This window comes from Spiroplasma poulsonii (assembly GCF_009866525.1).
Classification (GTDB): domain Bacteria; phylum Bacillota_I; class Bacilli_A; order Mycoplasmatales; family Mycoplasmataceae; genus Spiroplasma; species Spiroplasma poulsonii.
Window position 1 is genome coordinate 839,821 of the sequence record NZ_CM020866.1, and the last position, 20,974, is coordinate 860,794.

The following is a 20,974-nucleotide window of genomic DNA, read 5'->3' on the forward strand; positions in this document are numbered from 1 at the left end:
AGAGAAAGAGTGTGAAAAAATGCCTGGTTTTAAGTTATTATTTAAAAACAATTTTAAAAACACAGTTAAAAATAAAATTCAATTTGTTGGATTAGTTATTTTAGTGTTTTTAACTAGTTTTATTTTTACAATTATTGAAGTTTCAAAACAGCGTGTTGAGAATAATTATAATAATTTTATTTTAGAACAAGTAAGTAATCAACATGATTTTGTTATTAATTTTGCTCAAACTAATTATGTTAAAAACCCAAATGGGGGGATTGATCAGTTTGAAAATATTACTGATGGTAATTTACGACAAAATGCTATTTTAGAGTTTATTAAACAACAAGTTAATAATAATGATGAAAGTTTTTCTTATGATCGTGTTGAAGCACGAACATTTAGTTTGGGAAATAATAAAGTTATTAAAGCAGTAACATTAAATCCAAAACAAGTAATTGATCGGTTTATTGTTTCGGTTGGAATGCCAATTGCTTTTTATGAACAATATTGAGAATCAATTAATCGTGAAACAATGCACTGAATTTATTTAACGTCGCAATTTGCGCAAAAAAATCATATTAAAATTAATGATGTTATTCGATTACAAACAGACCGTTATGGAACAACAATTAAAGTTGCTGATAGTGAATTACAAAAAGTTAATTTAGTGTCATATGAACATCAAGATATCAATAAATGGTTACCAACATCACCATATAGTAATGAAAATTGATTTCGTGTAGTTGGGTTTGGTCAATCTGCTGATTATATTACACCAATTATTGATGCGTCACATCCATTTCCAAATATGAATAACGAAGGAATTGCGTATTTAGATCCACGTTTATTTGGATTAGTTGAAACAGAAGTTGCTGATACAACAGGACAACATTATCAAGTAACAGCCTTAGATTCAACAAGACAAGTGCTAATTCCAGAAAGTCAGTTAGATCGTGAAATTTATTATGTTGGAAAATTTAGTCAAACGAACAAGGATAATATTCGTATTGTTTATAGTCAAACGATTAATAATTATATTAATAGTGAACAAGGCCAACATATTGGGTTACATTCATATTATGTTAAAACATTATCGACTGGTTTACCAGTTGCTACTTTTCGAACCGATCATCGTTATGAATTTGCTAAGCGGATTACTTATTTTACAACAACATTAAATTCCTTTATTAGGGGGTCATATATTTTAATTACTGTTTTATTAATTATTTCCTTTTTTGTCCTAATCTTAGTGGTTCGTCGCCAAATTGATGCAACCGGACCACAAAACGGATTATTACGAGCATTAGGATATCATCGTCGTGTATTAACACTTAGTTATATTTCTTATCCCTTAATGATTGCATTAATTGGGGGTGTTATTGGTTACGCTAGTGGAATTAGTGGCCAATTTACGATTAAATACTTATTTGGGACATATTTTAATTTACCATATGGTAATTTTGTCTTTTCACCACTCGCATTATTAACTTGTGTTTTGTTTATTTTTGTTTTATTAACTTGAGTCACAATAATTAGTGGAACAATCATGATGGTATCACGAACACCACTGCAATTAATTCGAAAAGAAAAAACGTTTTCAAATGGACGTTTAAAAAAAGCGGTTTATAAAATGTTTGCAATTCGGAAAACATTTGATGCTCGTTTTCAAGCGGTGCAATTATCAAATTCATTAGGAAAAATGGTTGGAGTTTCCTTAACAATGATTATTAGTACGATTATGATTACAATGTCGACAACAATTCCAATTATTTTACAAAACAATATTCGTTATTCATATGAAGGAGATAATTATAAAACATTAGTTGAATATAATAGTCCGATTTATAATTTACCAATGACCTTTTTAAAAACTTATGATCCAACGCAAAAACCGTGAGATAGTAAGAATAGTTTTTTACCAAATACTAATATGACAAGTGATTCAAACCAATATCTACGCGATTTTGTAACAGGGCAAATTAATCCCGAGAATTATACACCAACATATAATGCTGAAGATATGCGCTCATTACCATATTCTAATATTTCAAAAGAATTTTCAGAAAGTAAAAAACTGCAATCAAAGGATGCTGTTTCATCAAAAGCAATTTGTACAACATTATGAGGTGATTACAAGGATTTTGGTTTAAGTAGTTTAACAAAAACAACAATTGAACAATATTTACGAACAACAGAAACAGCACGCGAAAATATTAGTGCTTTAGAAAATTACCGCTTATTTTATTGAAAATATCGTGACACACTTGCTTTAAATATTAAACGTTACAAGTATTTTGATAAAACCGGGAATATTAGTTTAAATGATAATTTAGAGCAAGAAATGTTCACGCAGAGTGATTATCAAAGAGATTTTGGACAAGGAAATGCTGTTATTGTGCTAGACAATAATCATTTTCGTCCAGCATTGGAACAACCATTGACAACATCGTTTTATGATGTCCTAGATTCAGGAACAGGAAGCGACTTTAATACTCGTTTAAAAAAACCAATGTATGATTTATATAATTGAATTTATGCTTATTTTGTTGATAATGTTAATCAATGTTTTATTCAAGGAGCTTATTCACGTTCACCACAAACAGTTCGTGTTAAAATGCAAGAAGCCTTTAAAACACCAAATAATAATTTTAATTTAACATTTGGGGTAATTCCTTTTAATCCGTTAACTGATGATCGTGGAACAATGGTTAATGCTGAAGTTAATAGTATTGATTTTAAAATGTATGGAATTAATCAAACCTTTAAAAATCAAGTATTAACTAATAAAAATAAAGAAGATTTAAAACAAAAATTATTTACATCAAATAATAACATTGTTCTAAATGAAACATTGGCCAAACGATTAGGAATTGCAGTTGGTGATACTATTGATCCACGCATTATTCAAAAAGCATTACTAGCAAGTGATTCTAGTGTTACGGCGGATAGTATTTTACAAGGGTGAGATGCAAGTGAGGTAACGGGTGCTAGTGGTGCTGTTGGCAATGTTGGAAAACTAATGTTTAATGGTGATAATAACTATAAAAATAGTGTTTTAAAAGAAAACACTAATGAATATGTTTTAAAAAGTGGGATTGATATTACTGACCCCACCTTTACAAGATTAACAATTTTAAACGATAAAATTGTTAATGGAAGTTATACAATTACTAATCAAACTAATTCTTCACAATTTAAAGTTGTCGGGATTACAAACCAATTTGGTGCTGCTCGGGCTTGAATTAATGAGGAACGTGCACAACAGTTGTTAGGATATGATAAAACACGAGATTATTTATTACGCTTATTCTTAAATGAATGAAGTAATTCTTTTATTAAAAATAATAACACGTTATCAGCAGCAAATAAAAATAGTTTAAATATGTTAGAAGCGTTTATTCAACAGCATCCTGCCACAGCAGGGAATAAGCATTTATGAGATGAATTTGTTAAGTACTGAATAACAGGACAAAGTAGTGTTGATTGAATTGCTGTGTTTCAAAATGAATATCCTATTTTTAACTATAAAATTTCAAATAGTAGTAAAGTTGATGATATTGAAGCAGGATTAGGAACAAGTCAATTATTTGGTGATTATAGTTTTTATGGATTAAATGGTGGTATTAAACCCGTAACAGGAATTTCTTATCCAGCATATTCAAATAGTACTTTTGGTACTTTAATGCCAATTGAACAAGCTAAAACAATTTTAGGAAACATTGCGAAAGCTGTTAATGGCGTTGTCTTCTTCATCATTGGAATTTCCTTTGTGTTAAGTTTTATGATTATTATTTTAACAAGTAATATTGTAATTGCTGAAAATCAAACAATTATTGCAACAATGAAAGTTCTGGGATATCGTAACCGGTATATTACAAAATTAGTTATTGGAATGTATATTCCGATTATTGTCATAATGACAATTGCCGGATTTGGTTTTGGTTGGCTCTTCTTAACGATTTCTAATATGATTTTAATTAGAATTGGATTAGTATTGCCATTATTTATCAATATAATGATTCCAATTGTTGCAATTGGCAGTGGCTTATTATTATACTTTATTGCTTATTTAATTAGTTGATTTAATATGAATCGCATTAATCCATTAATTGCGATTATGAATGCGGATTAAGGAGGGGATTAGGATGAAAAAACTGTTAGCGATTTTGACAACTAGTGTTTTAACAATAACACCAGTGACGACAATTATTAGTTGTAATAAAAGTGATGACTGAAATAATATTCCAGTTGATATACCAGTGTTACCATTAGAAGTAACTGGGTTTGAGGGGATTAATTTTAAAACAATTAATCCGCAAGATTCTAAACAAACAATTCCCAAATTATTAGAACAATTAGCACAATTGTTTCAAGGATCAAAATGAAATTTTAATCAATTAGTTAAAAATTATAAATTTAATAATCAATCAAAAGCACCAAGTGAAATTGATTTATATCGAAATGGTAATTATGAATTAAATTTTAATGATGGTACAACAGTTAATACGATAAAGATTAATAAGACAGTAATAACTTCAAATCATCTTGCTGATAAGATAAAAAGTATTGATTTAGGTGTTATTGATGATGCTCGGCCAAAAACAATTTTAATTGCAATTGTTTTTAACAATATGCAACTTATTTCAGAATTAGATAAATTTGGTGAATTTTTTATTGGTGAACAAACACCCAAAATTTGAAATCAACAAATTAGTCAGGTACCAAACATTGTAGTTAATAAAGACCAAACTGAAGCTATTTTAAAAACAGGAAAAGACCATTGAAGTGAACATGATGATCCAACGAAAGATTACTATGGTTCAATTACTATTCACTTTTCAGTTAAGACACCAGAACCTCCAGTGAAACAAGAAGATTTAGGAGCAATGAAATTAACGACAAATTTAGGAAAATTACCAAAAGTTACAATTTTGCAAACAATGATGATGTTTATTAGTGCTAACTTTGTTAGTCAGTTAAAACGCTTAAGTGCTTTATTAAATGATTTATATTTAACGATTAATGATGATCAAAAGGGTGGAACAATTGTTGCTTATGATCACTCTAAATATTATACTGGTGAAGTTGAATTAACTTTTAATTAATTACCAAAAATATTTTAAAAAAAACCTTAATTAAGGTTTTTTTTATTTTAAAAATATGATATAATATCTTTCCAAAAATTATGGTATAATGTATATAGAAAAAACTGTTGTATAAGAAAACACTATGATAGAAAAATATTAGGCTCTGGAATGGCAAGGGTTTTTTGGACAAATTTTATGTAGAGTAAAGATTTTTATATTCAATTGGTGTTAAATAATTTAATTTGCTGTGAATTCGTACATTATTGTATCAATTAACATAGTCAAATAATTCTAATTTAAATTGTTCAATATTTTTAAATTTTCTGTTTTTAATTAATTCTGTTTTTAAAATTTTATAGGTTGATTCAGAAACAGCATTATCATAAGGACAGCCTGGTTTACTATAAGATTTTGCAACATTGTTTTTAGCTAAAAGATTGTAAATGATATTGTTATTAAATTCGCTGCCTTGATCAGTATGAAATATTTTAATATTATCTAAAGAAAAACTAAGCTTTTTAAAAGTATTTTCAACTAATTTGGCATCTTTATGAGAACTAACATCATAACCAATAACTTCACGATTAAATAAATCAATTAGAAAGCACACATAATATCATTTGCTATTGATAGCAACTTATGTTAAATCACTGACAACAACTTCATGTAGTTTATAATTATTAAATTCTTGATTTAACAAATTATGATATTTGTATGTAGCGTTTTTGTTACTTTGATGTTTATATTTAAGTTTTGTATAATTGGAAATTAAGTTATATCTTTGCATTATTTTACTAATTTTTATTCGTGATAATAAAATATTTTGTTGTGCTAACATAACTTTAATTTTTCTTGTGCCATAATTTTTACGACTTTTTAAGAAAATACTGATAAAAGCATTATCAATAGTATGGTTTGATTTAGGATTATTTGATTTCAATTGATAATAAAACGTTGATCTAGGAACTTTTAGTGTTTTGCATAAATTAGTAATTGCATATTTTTTTTTGTTGTTTTTAATAATTACTATTTTTTGCCTATTATCAGTGTGGTTTGCTTTAAAATATCATTTTCCATTCGTAATTGTTTAATTTCTTTTCTTAGATGAATTAGTTCATTTTCTTCTGGGCTTCGATTATCTTTTGCTTTAAATGAACCAGAATTATTGAATTCATGAATTTATTTTCAAACTGTTGATTTACCGACCTGATAGTCACTGGACAATTGTTTTGCTGTTTTACCTGTTTTATAAAGACTAACAATTTGTTGTTTAAATTCATCGGTATAATGATTCTTTGCCATAATTACACCTCCATTTATTAATTTAATTATAATCCTTACTCCACATTATTGTTGTTCAATTTATCTTAACCCATCCAATACTAAAGAGGGTCAAGACCAAGATATCAAAAGATATTAAGGATGACCAAGATAGCAAAGACAGTAAAGATGAACAAAACCAAGATAATCAGGACGAAAAGGAATTTCAAAAACAAATTCAAGATATTGATATTTCAAAGTATAGTTTTGATTTTACCCAAAATAACAATAATTTGATTGAAGTAGATAAAATGGATGTTAATTTAATTAAAGCAAAATTATTAGAATTAAAAGATGTTTCTGATTCATTAAAAACCTTATTCAAAAATAATAACCTTAAAATAGTTTTAGAACAAGAATCATCAAATATTGTTAATTTACAATTAGATGCGATCGAAATAGAAGGTTATACTGGACAAGCAATTCTTCGTCTTGCTGTTAAAATTAAACAAGAAGTGCTTGATGATGCTATTCAAATTAATGGTGTTGCTAATTTAAATAAGGGGGCCAATAATGTTTATGAAACAACTACTTTTAAAAAACATTTTAAGCCATTATTAAAACTATATGATAAACCAGTTAAATTTAGCGTTGACACATGAACAGGATATTTACCAACATTGGGATTACCAATTGCTCTTTCCAAAAATCAAAAAAATATTTTAATGTCAGCTTTAAACGAAAGATATTTACCAACGCGTGAAATTGTTCAAATTCGTAAAAATGGAAATATTCAAAATTTACGTATTCATTGAATTTTTAGTAAAGAGAACAAGAAAGATAAAATTATTGACCTTTTCCCATGCGCTTGAGAACAACCCTTTGATCAATCGCACTTTCAATTAGATTTTAAATATAGTTTAAAAATTAAATATACAAATAATATTGCCTTTTAGGCAATAGACTTCTTGCATTACTTGTTAAAAAATTGCAAATATTTGTAAAAAAGATACTAATAGAAAAATATAATTTTAATTAATTATGTTTTTTATTTAAAAATTTAATATTTTTCCACAACGAAAAATTAATTTATTATTTAAATTATTTAATTTTAAATAAATATTTTATGTTAAATATAATAATTGTAAATTATAAATTGAGGCAATTAAATTAGACTTCTTGCGATACCCTTTTTTATTAAAATATTATTATAAAATATAATTTATGAGGACATAAAAATATGAACAATAATAAATTTAATACTCTTAATGATAGAGAATGGTTAAGATTAACAGGAATAAAAAAATCCACTTTTAATAAAATGTTAGATATTTTAAAAGTTGCTGAAATAGAAAAATTTAAAAAAGGTGGTAAAACTAATAAATTATCATTAGAAAATAGATTATTGATGACTTTATTATATTGACGAGAATATCAGACTTATTTTCATCTTGGTAAAAGTTTTGATATTAGTGAGGCTAATTGTTATCGTAATATTAAGTGAATTGAAGATATTTTAATTAAAAACTCTGATTTTCAACAACTTGCTGGTAAAAAAGCACTAATAGACTTCTTGCGATACCCTTTTTTATTAAAATATTATTATAAAATATAATTTATGAGGACATAAAAATATGAACAATAATAAATTTAATACTCTTAATGATAGAGAATGGTTAAGATTAACAGGAATAAAAAAATCCACTTTTAATAAAATGTTAGATATTTTAAAAGTTGCTGAAATAGAAAAATTTAAAAAAGGTGGTAAAACTAATAAATTATCATTAGAAAATAGATTATTGATGACTTTATTATATTGACGAGAATATCAGACTTATTTTCATCTTGGTAAAAGTTTTGATATTAGTGAGGCTAATTTTTATCGTAATATTAAGTGAATTGAAGATATTTTAATTAAAAACTCTGATTTTCAACAACTTGCTGGTAAAAAAGCACTAATAGACTTCTTGCGATACCCTTTTTTATTAAAATATTATTATAAAATATAATTTATGAGGACATAAAAATATGAACAATAATAAATTTAATACTCTTAATGATAGAGAATGGTTAAGATTAACAGGAATAAAAAAATCCACTTTTAATAAAATGTTAGATATTTTAAAAGTTGCTGAAATAGAAAAATTTAAAAAAGGTGGTAAAACTAATAAATTATCATTAGAAAATAGATTATTGATGACTTTATTATATTGACGAGAATATCAGACTTATTTTCATCTTGGTAAAAGTTTTGATATTAGTGAGGCTAATTGTTATCGTAATATTAAGTGAATTGAAGATATTTTAATTAAAAACTCTGATTTTCAACAACTTGCTGGTAAAAAAGCACTAATAGACTTCTTGCGATACCCTTTTTTATTAAAATATTATTATAAAATATAATTTATGAGGACATAAAAATATGAACAATAATAAATTTAATACTCTTAATGATAGAGAATGGTTAAGATTAACAGGAATAAAAAAATCCACTTTTAATAAAATGTTAGATATTTTAAAAGTTGCTGAAATAGAAAAATTTAAAAAAGGTGGTAAAACTAATAAATTATCATTAGAAAATAGATTATTGATGACTTTATTATATTGACGAGAATATCAGACTTATTTTCATCTTGGTAAAAGTTTTGATATTAGTGAGGCTAATTGTTATCGTAATATTAAGTGAATTGAAGATATTTTAATTAAAAACTCTGATTTTCAACAACTTGCTGGTAAAAAAGCACTAATAGACTTCTTGCGATACCCTTTTTTATTAAAATATTATTATAAAATATAATTTATGAGGACATAAAAATATGAACAATAATAAATTTAATACTCTTAATGATAGAGAATGGTTAAGATTAACAGGAATAAAAAAATCCACTTTTAATAAAATGTTAGATATTTTAAAAGTTGCTGAAATAGAAAAATTTAAAAAAGGTGGTAAAACTAATAAATTATCATTAGAAAATAGATTATTGATGACTTTATTATATTGACGAGAATATCAGACTTATTTTCATCTTGGTAAAAGTTTTGATATTAGTGAGGCTAATTGTTATCGTAATATTAAGTGAATTGAAGATATTTTAATTAAAAACTCTGATTTTCAACAACTTGCTGGTAAAAAAGCACTAATAGACTTCTTGCGATACCCTTTTTTATTAAAATATTATTATAAAATATAATTTATGAGGACATAAAAATATGAACAATAATAAATTTAATACTCTTAATGATAGAGAATGGTTAAGATTAACAGGAATAAAAAAATCCACTTTTAATAAAATGTTAGATATTTTAAAAGTTGCTGAAATAGAAAAATTTAAAAAAGGTGGTAAAACTAATAAATTATCATTAGAAAATAGATTATTGATGACTTTATTATATTGACGAGAATATCAGACTTATTTTCATCTTGGTAAAAGTTTTGATATTAGTGAGGCTAATTGTTATCGTAATATTAAGTGAATTGAAGATATTTTAATTAAAAACTCTGATTTTCAACAACTTGCTGGTAAAAAAGCACTAATAGACTTCTTGCGATACCCTTTTTTATTAAAATATTATTATAAAATATAATTTATGAGGACATAAAAATATGAACAATAATAAATTTAATACTCTTAATGATAGAGAATGGTTAAGATTAACAGGAATAAAAAAATCCACTTTTAATAAAATGTTAGATATTTTAAAAGTTGCTGAAATAGAAAAATTTAAAAAAGGTGGTAAAACTAATAAATTATCATTAGAAAATAGATTATTGATGACTTTATTATATTGACGAGAATATCAGACTTATTTTCATCTTGGTAAAAGTTTTGATATTAGTGAGGCTAATTGTTATCGTAATATTAAGTGAATTGAAGATATTTTAATTAAAAACTCTGATTTTCAACAACTTGCTGGTAAAAAAGCACTAATAAATGATTATTTTAATGATAAAACTATTATTATTGATGCTACCGAAACTCCAATCCAACGCCCAAAAAAAGACAAAAACAATCTTATTCTGGTAAAAAGAAAAAACACACGATCAAAACACAAGTAATTATCGAACAAGAAACCAAAAAAATTATTGCAACAAGTTTTTCGCTCGGAAAAAAACATGATTATGCTTTATTTAAAGAATCAAAAATCCCAATTTTAAAAAATACCAAATTAATAGTTGATAGTGGTTATCAAGGAATACAAAAAAATCACAATAATGTTCTAATACCTACAAAGAAAACAAAGAAAAACCCTTTAAACAAAGAACAAAAGCAATATAATAGACTAGTTTCAAAAATGAGAATTATTATTGAAAATATTTTTGTTATTCTTAAAAAATTTAAAATTATTACAGAAAAATATCGTAATCGAAGAAAAAGATTTGGTTTAAGATTTAATTTAATTGCCTCAATTTATAATTTACAATTATTATATTTAACATAAAATATTTATTTAAAATTAAATAATAAATTAATTTTTCGTTGTGGAAAAATATTAAATTTTTAAATAAAAAACATAATTAATTAAAATTATATTTTTCTATTAGTATCTTTTTTACAAATATTTGCAATTTTTTAACAAGTAATGCAAGAAGTCTAATAAATGATTATTTTAATGATAAAACTATTATTATTGATGCTACCGAAACTCCAATCCAACGCCCAAAAAAAGACAAAAACAATCTTATTCTGGTAAAAAGAAAAAACACACGATCAAAACACAAGTAATTATCGAACAAGAAACCAAAAAAATTATTGCAACAAGTTTTTCGCTCGGAAAAAAACATGATTATGCTTTATTTAAAGAATCAAAAATCCCAATTTTAAAAAATACCAAATTAATAGTTGATAGTGGTTATCAAGGAATACAAAAAAAATCACAATAATGTTCTAATACCTACAAAGAAAACAAAGAAAAACCCTTTAAACAAAGAACAAAAGCAATATAATAGACTAGTTTCAAAAATGAGAATTATTATTGAAAATATTTTTGCTATTCTTAAAAAATTTAAAATTATTACAGAAAAATATCGTAATCGAAGAAAAAGATTTGGTTTAAGATTTAATTTAATTGCCTCAATTTATAATTTACAATTATTATATTTAACATAAAATATTTATTTAAAATTAAATAATTTAAATAATAAATTAATTTTTCGTTGTGGAAAAATATTAAATTTTTAAATAAAAAACATAATTAATTAAAATTATATTTTTCTATTAGTATCTTTTTTACAAATATTTGCAATTTTTTAACAAGTAATGCAAGAAGTCTAATGAACAATTATTGCAATTGTATCAAACAAAGTTGACAAAGTTAAAGAGCCAAGCAGAAGGTATTAATCATCAGCAAAAACGGGATAATTATCAATTGTCAATTACTGCTTTAGAACATAAGATTCAAAACTTACAAGAGGAAATGGAATAAATTATGATGAAAAAAACAACACAAACTTCGCAGAATAAAATTAAACAATGATTTAAAAAACTTTTTCGGCGCTTAATAAATCAACATCAATATGACCTATTAAAAGTGCCAACTGTTTTACCAAAAAATGTAATTTTAGGAATTGAAAAGTTTAATTTTTATTATAATTTTGGGACAAAACAAGCGTTATTTGATATTAATTTAAACATTTTAAAAAACAAAGTTACTGCTTTAATTGGCCCTTCAGGTTGTGGAAAATCAACTTTATTACAAGCAATTAATCGAATGAATGATTTAATTGAAGGGACAAAGATGAGTGGAGCAATTATGTATAATGATAAAAACATTTATCAATATCGCCAAAATATTATTTCATTACGGACTAAAATTGGGATGGTGTTTCAAAAACCAAATCCTTTTCCAAAATCAATTTATGAAAATATTGCTTTTGGTTTAAAAAGTTTAGGAATTTTTGATAAAAGAATTCTTGACCAAACTGTTGAAGGATCATTACGACAAGCAGCATTATGAGATGAAGTTAAAGATAATTTGCGGGACTCAGCATTGAGTTTATCAGGGGGACAACAACAACGACTTTGCATTGCCCGCGCAATTGCTTTAAAACCAGAAATCTTACTAATGGATGAACCAACAAGTGCGTTAGATCCAATTGCAACTGCAAAGATTGAAGAGTTAATTTCTGATTTAAAAAAGGATTTTACGATTATTATTGTAACGCATTCATTACAACAAGCAGCTCGGATTTCGGATTATACTGCTTTCTTTTGAATGGGAGAGTTAATTGAATATAATAAAACAGCACTATTATTTTCACATCCGCACGAAACAAAAACAGAAGATTACATTACAGGACGTTTTGGTTAAAAGAAATAAAATATATGATAAAATATAATTGTCCGCAAGGACAGTTTTCTACGTTTATTATAACGTTAAGGTGTGTTTGGGGTTATTAACCGCTATATAAATCAATAACTCTACACCCAAGCACTTAAAGCGGTTCAGAGTTATTTAAAAGCAAAACGAAACTAACACTTGTTGTTAGTTTTTTCATTTGAAAAAGTAGATTATTCATTAAAAATTAGTTATATTTATAATGAGATTAGGGAGGTTTGACTGGTGAAAAAAAAGTTATTTTAATTGTTGGACCAACAGCAAGTGGTAAAACAGATTTATCAATTCAAGTTGCCCAACAATTTAAGGGAGAATGTGTTAATGCTGATGCAACGCAAATTTTCAATGGGTTGAATCTTGCAACAAATAAAATAACACCCGCTGAACAAGCAGGAATTCCCCATCATTTATTATCAACAATTGATTTAAATGATAATTATTCCATTAGTACTTACCAAGAACAAGGACAAGTTGTGTTAAAACAACTCTGAGCAAAAGACAAATTGCCAATTGTTGTTGGTGGTAGTGGCTTATATATTAATGCTTTATTAAAAAAATATAAATTTTCTAATCAAGGTCGTGATTTAACAAAAGCAAAAGAATATGAACAAGATTCAAATCAAGTCTTATGAGAAAAATTAGCAGCAATTGATCCACAAGAAAGTGCTAAAATTCATTCTAATAATCGGAAACGAGTTTGACGCGCATTAGAGTATTACTTTCAAACAGGAACTTTAAAATCAAGCAATGATCAAGCACATAATGATTGGTATGCTGAGCCATACATTATTGGGTTATTGCCCGATAAAGCAGAACTATATCAGCATCTTGCTGATCGTGTTTTAACCTTGACAGAACGAGGTTTATTTGCTGAGGTTAAAGCAGCATATGAATATTGTAATTATGATGTAACAAAACAAAGCATGAAAATTATTGGTTGTCCAGAAATTATCCAGTATTTAAAAGGAGAAATTTCTTATGAAGCAGCATTAGCAGCAATGGTACAATCTAATAAAATTTATGCAAAGAAACAAATAACATGATTTAAACATCAATTAACAAATGTTCATTGATACCCATTCCATTATGAACAATTTAAGGATGTTTGTCACCAAATTATTCTTGATTTACAAAATAGTCATTATTTAAAATAGGAGGCCCCCCATATGAAAATTCCGTCAGATTTGCAATCATTTGCAGAAATGGTTCAAACAAAACGTCATCACATAAAAACTAATAGACTTCTTGCATTACTTGTTAAAAAATTGCAAATATTTGTAAAAAAGATACTAATAGAAAAATATAATTTTAATTAATTATGTTTTTTATTTAAAAATTTAATATTTTTCCACAACGAAAAATTAATTTATTATTTAAATTATTTAATTTTAAATAAATATTTTATGTTAAATATAATAATTGTAAATTATAAATTGAGGCAATTAAATTAAATCTTAAACCAAATCTTTTTCTTCGATTACGATATTTTTCTGTAATAATTTTAAATTTTTTAAGAATAGCAAAAATATTTTCAATAATAATTCTCATTTTTGAAACTAGTCTATTATATTGCTTTTGTTCTTTGTTTAAAGGGTTTTTCTTTGTTTTCTTTGTAGGTATTAGAACATTATTGTGATTTTTTTGTATTCCTTGATAACCACTATCAACTATTAATTTGGTATTTTTTAAAATTGGGATTTTTGATTCTTTAAATAAAGCATAATCATGTTTTTTTCCGAGCGAAAAACTTGTTGCAATAATTTTTTTGGTTTCTTGTTCGATAATTACTTGTGTTTTGATCGTGTGTTTTTTCTTTTTACCAGAATAAGATTGTTTTTGTCTTTTTTTGGGCGTTGGATTGGAGTTTCGGTAGCATCAATAATAATAGTTTTATCATTAAAATAATCATTTATTAGTGCTTTTTTACCAGCAAGTTGTTGAAAATCAGAGTTTTTAATTAAAATATCTTCAATTCACTTAATATTACGATAACAATTATCCTCACTAATATCAAAACTTTTACCAAGATGAAAATAAGTCTGATATTCTCGTCAATATAATAAAGTCATCAATAATCTATTTTCTAATGATAATTTATTAGTTTTACCACCTTTTTTAAATTTTTCTATTTCAGCAACTTTTAAAATATCCAACATTTTATTAAAAGTGGATTTTTTTATTCCTGTTAATCTTAACCATTCTCTATCATTAAGAGTATTAAATTTATTATTGTTCATATTTTTATGTCCTCATAAATTATATTTTATAATAATATTTTAATAAAAAAGGGTATCGCAAGAAGTCTAATGAACAAATGCGAAAAGATTATTATGTTATCAAAAAAACAAAATTAATAGCAGCAAAAGAACAAGGGTGACGAAGAAAAAGAAAAAACCTTAATAAAGAGTATCAACAAGAACTTCATCGCTATTATTTAAATGCAAATCATTTTTTTACTGAACAGATTCTAGAAGTAAAAACAATAATTAATTTAAATCTTATGACAATAACAAACTTAAAAAAGAGTACTACCAAGGCTAATAAAAGTGAAGTTAAAACACAAATTAAAACATTACAAAAGAATAATAAAGTTAACTATCAAAAGTTAAATATTTTACAACCACATTTATTTTGAACAATTGTTTTAATGTTTATTAAGATTGCTTTTATTGGTTTTGGTGGCGGGAATGCGATGCTACCAATTATTTTTTCTGAAATTGTTGAAAAGAAAGGATGAATTAGTGCAGAATATTTTGATAAAATTGTTATTTTATCAAATGCTTTGCCAGGACCAGCAACAATTCAAGTTCCTGCTGTGATTGGTTATCAACTTTACGGGTGATGGGGGGCATTAGCAGCTTCTTTGTGAGCTAATTTTCCTCTAATGTTATTAGTTGGAGTTTTGACTGTTATTTTGCAAAATGCTATTCCTGAGTTATATTTGGCATACGTATCATTAGCCATTATGCCCGTTATTTTAGCTTTAATTTTTGTTTTAATTATTAAAATGTTTCGTTCTTCGATGAAAGAAATTACATTATTTGTTTCTTTACCAATTATGATTTTTTGAATTATTTTTTTAGTGGCGGTTCCAGCTCCTTATAATATTCCAGCAATTGTTGTTATTGTAATGTTGATAATTAGTTTAATTAGACTTCTTGCGATACCCTTTTTTATTAAAATATTATTATAAAATATAATTTATGAGGACATAAAAATATGAACAATAATAAATTTAATACTCTTAATGATAGAGAATGGTTAAGATTAACAGGAATAAAAAAATCCACTTTTAATAAAATGTTAGATATTTTAAAAGTTGCTGAAATAGAAAAATTTAAAAAAGGTGGTAAAACTAATAAATTATCATTAGAAAATAGATTATTGATGACTTTATTATATTGACGAGAATATCAGACTTATTTTCATCTTGGTAAAAGTTTTGATATTAGTGAGGCTAATTGTTATCGTAATATTAAGTGAATTGAAGATATTTTAATTAAAAACTCTGATTTTCAACAACTTGCTGGTAAAAAAGCACTAATAAATGATTATTTTAATGATAAAACTATTATTATTGATGCTACCGAAACTCCAATCCAACGCCCAAAAAAAGACAAAAACAATCTTATTCTGGTAAAAAGAAAAAACACACGATCAAAACACAAGTAATTATCGAACAAGAAACCAAAAAAATTATTGCAACAAGTTTTTCGCTCGGAAAAAAACATGATTATGCTTTATTTAAAGAATCAAAAATCCCAATTTTAAAAAATACCAAATTAATAGTTGATAGTGGTTATCAAGGAATACAAAAAAATCACAATAATGTTCTAATACCTACAAAGAAAACAAAGAAAAACCCTTTAAACAAAGAACAAAAGCAATATAATAGACTAGTTTCAAAAATGAGAATTATTATTGAAAATATTTTTGCTATTCTTAAAAAATTTAAAATTATTACAGAAAAATATCGTAATCGAAGAAAAAGATTTGGTTTAAGATTTAATTTAATTGCCTCAATTTATAATTTACAATTATTATATTTAACATAAAATATTTATTTAAAATTAAATAATTTAAATAATAAATTAATTTTTCGTTGTGGAAAAATATTAAATTTTTAAATAAAAAACATAATTAATTAAAATTATATTTTTCTATTAGTATCTTTTTTACAAATATTTGCAATTTTTTAACAAGTAATGCAAGAAGTCTATTGTTTATAGTTATAAAAATAGACCACAAAGAGGACAAAAATAATGGTATTAAATATTATTCTTTATATTATTATTTGTTTTTTAGTCGGAATTACTACTTTTGGTGGTGGACAAGTTTTTTATGTTATTTTTAATTCGTTATTTACGCTAATTTTAACGCCAACAGTTGCAAATGAATTAGTTACTGTGCAAGACTGAAATTGAGGATTAATTTTTTCATCAGTAACTCCAGGACCAGTATCTACTCATTTAACGGCTTATTTATCAATTTTAGTTTCAAAACAAAACGTTGGGCTATCACTATTAGTAATGATTATATCTTATGTTGTGATTACCTTGCCAGCAACAATTATTATGGTTAGCGTTGATAAACATGTTTCAATGGAAAGCAAACAATTTGGGTACATTGCAAAATTATTAAAACCAGCTATTATTGTAATTCTATTTTATTTAATTATTGATTTGATTTTTTCAGTTGCTAATTTTAATTTATATGGGGGAACTGCAAAAACAGGACCCTATAGTTTTATTACAGGTAATTGGGTTGAAATTGTTAAAGTAAGTGTTTATTTTATTGTTGATTTTAGTTTAGCTGTTTTCATTTTTCTAAAGTATAAAAAAGTTAATCCGTTATGAGTAATTTTAGGATCGGGGGTTATTGGGTTCTGTATCTTTTATTTTATCCATTAATTTCAGGTATTTCTAGTAAATAACTATTAAATTATTAGAATTTTTTGATATAATATAAAATATCAAAACTTAAAAACTATTTTATATTTAACTAGATATGACTACAGTAATATTTTTTACTTACAAAAATTATATTTAATAATAATTTTATTAATAGACTATTTTTAATAAGAGGAAAATAATGAATAAGAATTATTATACGATATTAGAAATATCATCAACTGCTTCTGCTGAAGAAATAAAAGAAAATTTTCGTCGTTTAGCAAAAAAAAATATTATCCAGATATTTCGAAAGAGAAAAATGCTGAAAACAAGTTTCGCGAAATTACTGAAGCATATGAAATTTTATCAAATCATAAAACAAAACAAGAGTATGATGAAAGTTTATTTGTTCCTAGTTTTGATGATGTAAAACATCATTATTTTTTTGATTTTAATGATAAAGTTTGATTAAAAAAACGCTTTAAAAAACCAAAAAAAGGACCATTACTAGTTGGGAAAGTTGTTTTGAAAGCAGTTAATGTTATTAGTTCAGGGAAAGCTAATGTTACTTTATTAGTTGAAGAAAATTGCAAAATTTGTGATGGAACAGGGTATTACCTTGAAAATGATTTTGATTATTTCTGTTCGACTTGTAGTGGTTTTGGTCGGTATGAAGAACAAAAAATAATTGTTGTTTACTTACCAAGTTTATCAAAGCCAAAGCAAAAAGTAACAATTCACCGTGTTGGCCATGCTGGCTATGCTGGTGGTGAACGGGGGGGGGTTCGGTTAAAGTTGGTTCTTTACTAGCCTTTGTTCATAAAAAGCAAAAATAACAAAAAAACGAACAAATTGTTCGTTTTCTTTTAGTATAATGATAATAATGGATTTAAGAAAAGGAAGAACGATGAAATTTATTGATGTTGCAACAATTAAATTATTTGCAGGGAAAGGCGGCGATGGAGCGGTTGCTTTTCATCGTGAATTGTATGTTCCCAAAGGAGGACCATCGGGTGGTGATGGTGGTGATGGCGGTAGCATTATCTTTGTTGGGGATGAAGGAATGAACACCTTATTAGATTTAAAGTATCAACGTGAAATTAAAGCTCTTGATGGCGAAAATGGTACAATTAAAAATATGCATGGAAAAAATGCTACTAACAAATATATTAAAGTACCATTGGGAACATTAATCTATAATAATGAAACCAATGAAGTTATTAGCGATATTGTTGCTCATCAGCAAGAGCTTGTTCTTGCGAAAGGGGGACAAGGTGGTCGTGGTAATGCTCGTTTTGCGAATGCAAAAAATAAAGCACCAACCATTTTTGAAGCAGGTGATTTAGGGGAAACATTAGAAATTCGTTGTGAATTAAAAGTTTTAGCTGATGTTGGACTTGTTGGATTACCAAATGCTGGTAAGTCGACATTATTAGCTAAAATTTCAAAAGCAAAACCCCAAATTGCTGATTATCCCTTTACAACTTTAACACCGCAACTAGGAGTTGTTCGTGATCAAAATAATGATAGTTTTGTTGTTGCCGACTTACCAGGATTAATTGCGGACGCTGCGGAGGGAAAAGGGTTAGGACATGATTTTTTACGCCATATTGAGCGTTGTAAATTAATTGTGCATGTCTTAGATATGTCCGGAAATTATGGAACAGAAGATGTTTATCAAAATTATTTAAACATTAAAAGTGAATTAAAAGATTATAATTATAAATTAGAACTCCGCAAAGAAATTATTGTGGCAAATAAAATGGACCTTGAAATTTCTCCAGCAAATTTAGTAAAGTTTAAAGCGCAGATGCCAAGTGCTGAGATTATTGAGATTAGTGGTTTAAAAAATCAAAATTTAACATTGTTAGTAAATCAAATTGGTGCTACTTTAGCAACAATTAATGAAAATAAAGCTTTATGACAATTAGATGAACTACCCACAGAACAAGAAGATTATAAGGTATATACTTATAGGACACCAATTGAAACAGAAGTAGTTGTCGATAATCTTGGCAATGGTGTTTGAAAAGTGAGTGGTCCCGCTGTTCAAAAAGCATATCAAAAAACACCAATCACAACATATGATAATTTATTATTATTTAATAAAAAATTACAAGACTTAAAAGTTTTTGAAATGTTACGAGCAAAAGGAGCACAACAAGGGGATGTTGTTCGAATTTTTGATTACGAATTAGAATGGGATGGATAATGATGAAAGATTTAAAACAATATTTAACATATTTAACTGATTGAATCAAATCAGAAGTAACAAAAGCACATTGTGATGGGGTTGTTATTGGTCTATCTGGTGGAATTGATTCTGCTGTGGTTGGGTTATTAGGACAAAAAGCTTTTCCTGAACAACATTTAACGGTTATTATGCCTTGTCATTCTGATCAATTTGACCAAGAATGTGCAAATTTACTAATTAATAAACACCAGTTAAACCATCAAATTGTTGATTTATCATCAACATATGATCAATTAGTGACAACTTTAGCATTACCACCACACCAATTAGCATTAAGTAACATTAAACCACGATTACGAATGACAACCTTATATGCTTTAGCACAAAGTCATAACTACTTGGTGTTAGGAACGGATAATGCTGATGAATGACATGTTGGTTATTTTACCAAATATGGTGATGGGGGAGTTGATTTAGTGCCACTTATTCACTTGTTGAAAGGTGAAGTCCAACAAGCAGCACATTTATTGGAGGTTCCAACTGAAATTATTATGCGTCCCCCAACAGCGGGATTATGAACAGCACAAACAGATGAACAAGAAATGGGTGTTAGTTATCACCAGTTAGATGCTTATTTGCAAGGAAAACCAGTTCCAGCCGCGGCAGCAAACCGAATTCAACATTTGCATCAAGGTTCAGAACATAAACGGCAATTACCAAAAGCACCACCAGTTGTTTTTAGTTCTTTAATTAACGAATCAAAAAAGTAAAAATTATGAAAGCATAAACATAATGAAATATTTTTATTCCAACAGTTAAGATCATTTAACAGGTTAAGTTTGACTAAGTTAGAATAAAGCGTATAATTATACTAACTGGTAATCACACTTACGAGACTTTTTTGTCTTATAAGTGTGATTTTTCTATTTCAGTTAACAAAATAAGTAAGATAAATAATAATTTTATAGGTTATGGAAATATTAATGGAAAGATATGAGGAATAAAAATATGGAACAAAAAGAAAATAAATTAATGAATTTAGATTTACCAAAAACAAGTTTTCAAGGTTTTTTCACTAAAAAAGTTAGTGTTAATGGTAAAGAAACAGAGCAAGAATTTGCCAAAATTAAATACGCTTAGGATCAAACATTTAATGTTTTATCTTCATGTTTTAAAAAACATTTAGTAAATGATACACAAGAAGTAAGCACTGATGGCAA

28 protein-coding genes and 2 pseudogenes are annotated in these 20,974 nt (G+C 26.2%); 25 read left to right on the forward strand and 5 right to left on the reverse strand.

All coding sequences use genetic code 4. From position 1 onward, the window contains the following. The first annotated feature begins 19 nt into the window (after positions 1–19). Both MSROBK_RS04655 and MSROBK_RS04660 read left to right on the forward strand, forming a co-directional pair. Positions 20–4,117, forward strand: coding sequence for an FtsX-like permease family protein (locus MSROBK_RS04655; protein ID WP_040093345.1), 4,098 nt, complete (start codon positions 20–22; stop codon positions 4,115–4,117). Between the two features lie 13 nt (positions 4,118–4,130). Then, complete coding sequence (locus MSROBK_RS04660; RefSeq protein WP_040093347.1) at positions 4,131–5,090, forward strand: lipoprotein; 960 nt, start codon at positions 4,131–4,133, stop codon at positions 5,088–5,090. Between the two features lie 175 nt (positions 5,091–5,265). Here the strand turns inward: MSROBK_RS04660 and MSROBK_RS04665 are convergent, their stop codons facing one another. The 3 genes from MSROBK_RS04665 to MSROBK_RS11140 form a co-directional block, all read right to left on the reverse strand. After that, a complete protein-coding gene (locus MSROBK_RS04665) occupies positions 5,266–5,682 on the reverse strand; it encodes an IS3 family transposase (protein ID WP_157944232.1) in 417 nt (138 codons plus the stop codon). A gap of 27 nt (positions 5,683–5,709) precedes the next feature. After that, complete coding sequence (locus MSROBK_RS04670; protein WP_084217984.1) at positions 5,710–6,012, reverse strand: IS3 family transposase; 303 nt, start codon at positions 6,010–6,012, stop codon at positions 5,710–5,712. A 239-nt stretch (positions 6,013–6,251) separates the two neighbouring features. Continuing rightward, the gene (locus tag MSROBK_RS11140) at positions 6,252–6,374 is read right to left on the reverse strand and encodes a transposase (RefSeq protein WP_127092708.1); all 123 of its coding nucleotides are present in this window, start codon (positions 6,372–6,374) and stop codon (positions 6,252–6,254) included. A gap of 269 nt (positions 6,375–6,643) precedes the next feature. On the opposite strand from MSROBK_RS11140, the gene MSROBK_RS04675 reads away from it, so the two are divergent. The 14 genes and pseudogenes from MSROBK_RS04675 to MSROBK_RS04735 all read left to right on the forward strand — a co-directional run bounded on the left by MSROBK_RS04675 (position 6,644) and on the right by MSROBK_RS04735 (position 13,984). Continuing rightward, on the forward strand, positions 6,644–7,288 hold the full coding sequence (locus tag MSROBK_RS04675; RefSeq protein ID WP_040093348.1) for a hypothetical protein: 645 nt from the start codon (positions 6,644–6,646) through the stop codon (positions 7,286–7,288). Between the two features lie 284 nt (positions 7,289–7,572). Next, positions 7,573–7,947 (forward strand): helix-turn-helix domain-containing protein, encoded by a 375-nt coding sequence (locus MSROBK_RS04680; RefSeq protein WP_040093349.1) that lies wholly within the window; start codon positions 7,573–7,575, stop codon positions 7,945–7,947. Positions 7,948–7,966: 19 nt separating this feature from the next. Beyond that, complete coding sequence (locus MSROBK_RS04685; RefSeq protein ID WP_040093351.1) at positions 7,967–8,341, forward strand: helix-turn-helix domain-containing protein; 375 nt, start codon at positions 7,967–7,969, stop codon at positions 8,339–8,341. A 19-nt stretch (positions 8,342–8,360) separates the two neighbouring features. Further along, positions 8,361–8,735, forward strand: a complete 375-nt coding sequence (locus tag MSROBK_RS04690) for a helix-turn-helix domain-containing protein (RefSeq protein WP_040093349.1) — start codon at positions 8,361–8,363, stop codon at positions 8,733–8,735. Positions 8,736–8,754: 19 nt separating this feature from the next. Continuing rightward, entirely contained in the window at positions 8,755–9,129 is a 375-nt protein-coding gene (locus MSROBK_RS04695; RefSeq protein ID WP_040093349.1) for a helix-turn-helix domain-containing protein, read from the forward strand. 19 nt (positions 9,130–9,148) lie between these two features. Then, positions 9,149–9,523, forward strand: a complete 375-nt coding sequence (locus MSROBK_RS04700; RefSeq protein WP_040093349.1) for a helix-turn-helix domain-containing protein — start codon at positions 9,149–9,151, stop codon at positions 9,521–9,523. Positions 9,524–9,542: 19 nt separating this feature from the next. Further along, complete coding sequence (locus MSROBK_RS04705; RefSeq protein ID WP_040093349.1) at positions 9,543–9,917, forward strand: helix-turn-helix domain-containing protein; 375 nt, start codon at positions 9,543–9,545, stop codon at positions 9,915–9,917. 19 nt (positions 9,918–9,936) lie between these two features. Continuing rightward, positions 9,937–10,389, forward strand: coding sequence for an IS5 family transposase (locus MSROBK_RS13360; protein ID WP_040092446.1), 453 nt, complete (start codon positions 9,937–9,939; stop codon positions 10,387–10,389). Next, positions 10,374–10,772 carry a transposase family protein gene (locus tag MSROBK_RS13365; RefSeq protein ID WP_416375038.1) on the forward strand — a complete coding sequence of 133 codons (399 nt, stop codon included), beginning with the start codon at positions 10,374–10,376 and terminating at the stop codon, positions 10,770–10,772. The genes MSROBK_RS13360 and MSROBK_RS13365 overlap by 16 nt, the downstream gene beginning before the upstream one ends. 223 nt (positions 10,773–10,995) lie before the next feature. After that, a pseudogene (locus MSROBK_RS12345) lies at positions 10,996–11,214 on the forward strand (transposase); the annotation flags it as partial. Beyond that, the gene (locus tag MSROBK_RS12100) at positions 11,180–11,440 is read left to right on the forward strand and encodes a transposase family protein (RefSeq protein WP_258272983.1); all 261 of its coding nucleotides are present in this window, start codon (positions 11,180–11,182) and stop codon (positions 11,438–11,440) included. The pseudogene MSROBK_RS12345 and the gene MSROBK_RS12100, both read left to right, overlap by 35 nt. A gap of 319 nt (positions 11,441–11,759) precedes the next feature. Then, positions 11,760–12,641, forward strand: coding sequence for a phosphate ABC transporter ATP-binding protein PstB (gene pstB / locus MSROBK_RS04725; RefSeq protein ID WP_227991459.1), 882 nt, complete (start codon positions 11,760–11,762; stop codon positions 12,639–12,641). Positions 12,642–12,886: 245 nt separating this feature from the next. After that, positions 12,887–13,822: a tRNA (adenosine(37)-N6)-dimethylallyltransferase MiaA gene (miaA, locus tag MSROBK_RS04730; protein ID WP_040093353.1), complete on the forward strand. Its 936-nt coding sequence runs from the start codon at positions 12,887–12,889 to the stop codon at positions 13,820–13,822. Positions 13,823–13,834: 12 nt separating this feature from the next. Beyond that, complete coding sequence (locus MSROBK_RS04735) at positions 13,835–13,984, forward strand: hypothetical protein (RefSeq protein WP_157944233.1); 150 nt, start codon at positions 13,835–13,837, stop codon at positions 13,982–13,984. An 85-nt stretch (positions 13,985–14,069) separates the two neighbouring features. Here MSROBK_RS04735 and MSROBK_RS13370 read toward each other — a convergent pair whose 3' ends face one another. Together MSROBK_RS13370 and MSROBK_RS13375 are read right to left on the reverse strand one after the other, a co-directional pair. Further along, entirely contained in the window at positions 14,070–14,468 is a 399-nt protein-coding gene (locus MSROBK_RS13370) for a transposase family protein (RefSeq protein ID WP_242441474.1), read from the reverse strand. Beyond that, the gene (locus MSROBK_RS13375) at positions 14,453–14,905 is read right to left on the reverse strand and encodes an IS5 family transposase (RefSeq protein WP_040093354.1); all 453 of its coding nucleotides are present in this window, start codon (positions 14,903–14,905) and stop codon (positions 14,453–14,455) included. The genes MSROBK_RS13370 and MSROBK_RS13375 overlap by 16 nt, the downstream gene beginning before the upstream one ends. Before the next feature lie 77 nt (positions 14,906–14,982). Between MSROBK_RS13375 and MSROBK_RS04745 the strand changes: the two genes are divergently transcribed. The 9 genes and pseudogenes from MSROBK_RS04745 to MSROBK_RS12105 all read left to right on the forward strand — a co-directional run bounded on the left by MSROBK_RS04745 (position 14,983) and on the right by MSROBK_RS12105 (position 20,894). Continuing rightward, positions 14,983–15,861 (forward strand): chromate transporter, encoded by an 879-nt coding sequence (locus MSROBK_RS04745; protein WP_040093356.1) that lies wholly within the window; start codon positions 14,983–14,985, stop codon positions 15,859–15,861. Positions 15,862–15,887: 26 nt separating this feature from the next. After that, positions 15,888–16,340 (forward strand): IS5 family transposase, encoded by a 453-nt coding sequence (locus MSROBK_RS13380; protein WP_040092446.1) that lies wholly within the window; start codon positions 15,888–15,890, stop codon positions 16,338–16,340. Further along, positions 16,325–16,723: a transposase family protein gene (locus tag MSROBK_RS13385; RefSeq protein WP_242441474.1), complete on the forward strand. Its 399-nt coding sequence runs from the start codon at positions 16,325–16,327 to the stop codon at positions 16,721–16,723. Before MSROBK_RS13380 ends, MSROBK_RS13385 begins: the two co-directional genes overlap by 16 nt. Before the next feature lie 207 nt (positions 16,724–16,930). Next, positions 16,931–17,578 (forward strand): chromate transporter, encoded by a 648-nt coding sequence (locus MSROBK_RS04755; RefSeq protein ID WP_040093357.1) that lies wholly within the window; start codon positions 16,931–16,933, stop codon positions 17,576–17,578. A 181-nt stretch (positions 17,579–17,759) separates the two neighbouring features. Further along, positions 17,760–17,834 (forward strand): annotated as a pseudogene (locus MSROBK_RS12350) (hypothetical protein); the annotation flags it as partial. A gap of 251 nt (positions 17,835–18,085) precedes the next feature. Then, the gene (locus MSROBK_RS11560) at positions 18,086–18,370 is read left to right on the forward strand and encodes a hypothetical protein (RefSeq protein ID WP_040093360.1); all 285 of its coding nucleotides are present in this window, start codon (positions 18,086–18,088) and stop codon (positions 18,368–18,370) included. A gap of 97 nt (positions 18,371–18,467) precedes the next feature. Continuing rightward, a complete protein-coding gene (obgE, locus tag MSROBK_RS04765; RefSeq protein ID WP_040093361.1) occupies positions 18,468–19,772 on the forward strand; it encodes a GTPase ObgE in 1,305 nt (434 codons plus the stop codon). Further along, positions 19,772–20,524, forward strand: coding sequence for an NAD(+) synthase (gene nadE / locus MSROBK_RS04770; protein ID WP_174842682.1), 753 nt, complete (start codon positions 19,772–19,774; stop codon positions 20,522–20,524). The genes obgE and nadE overlap by 1 nt, the downstream gene beginning before the upstream one ends. A gap of 238 nt (positions 20,525–20,762) precedes the next feature. Continuing rightward, positions 20,763–20,894 (forward strand): hypothetical protein, encoded by a 132-nt coding sequence (locus MSROBK_RS12105; RefSeq protein ID WP_255516859.1) that lies wholly within the window; start codon positions 20,763–20,765, stop codon positions 20,892–20,894. Positions 20,895–20,974: the final 80 nt, after the last annotated feature.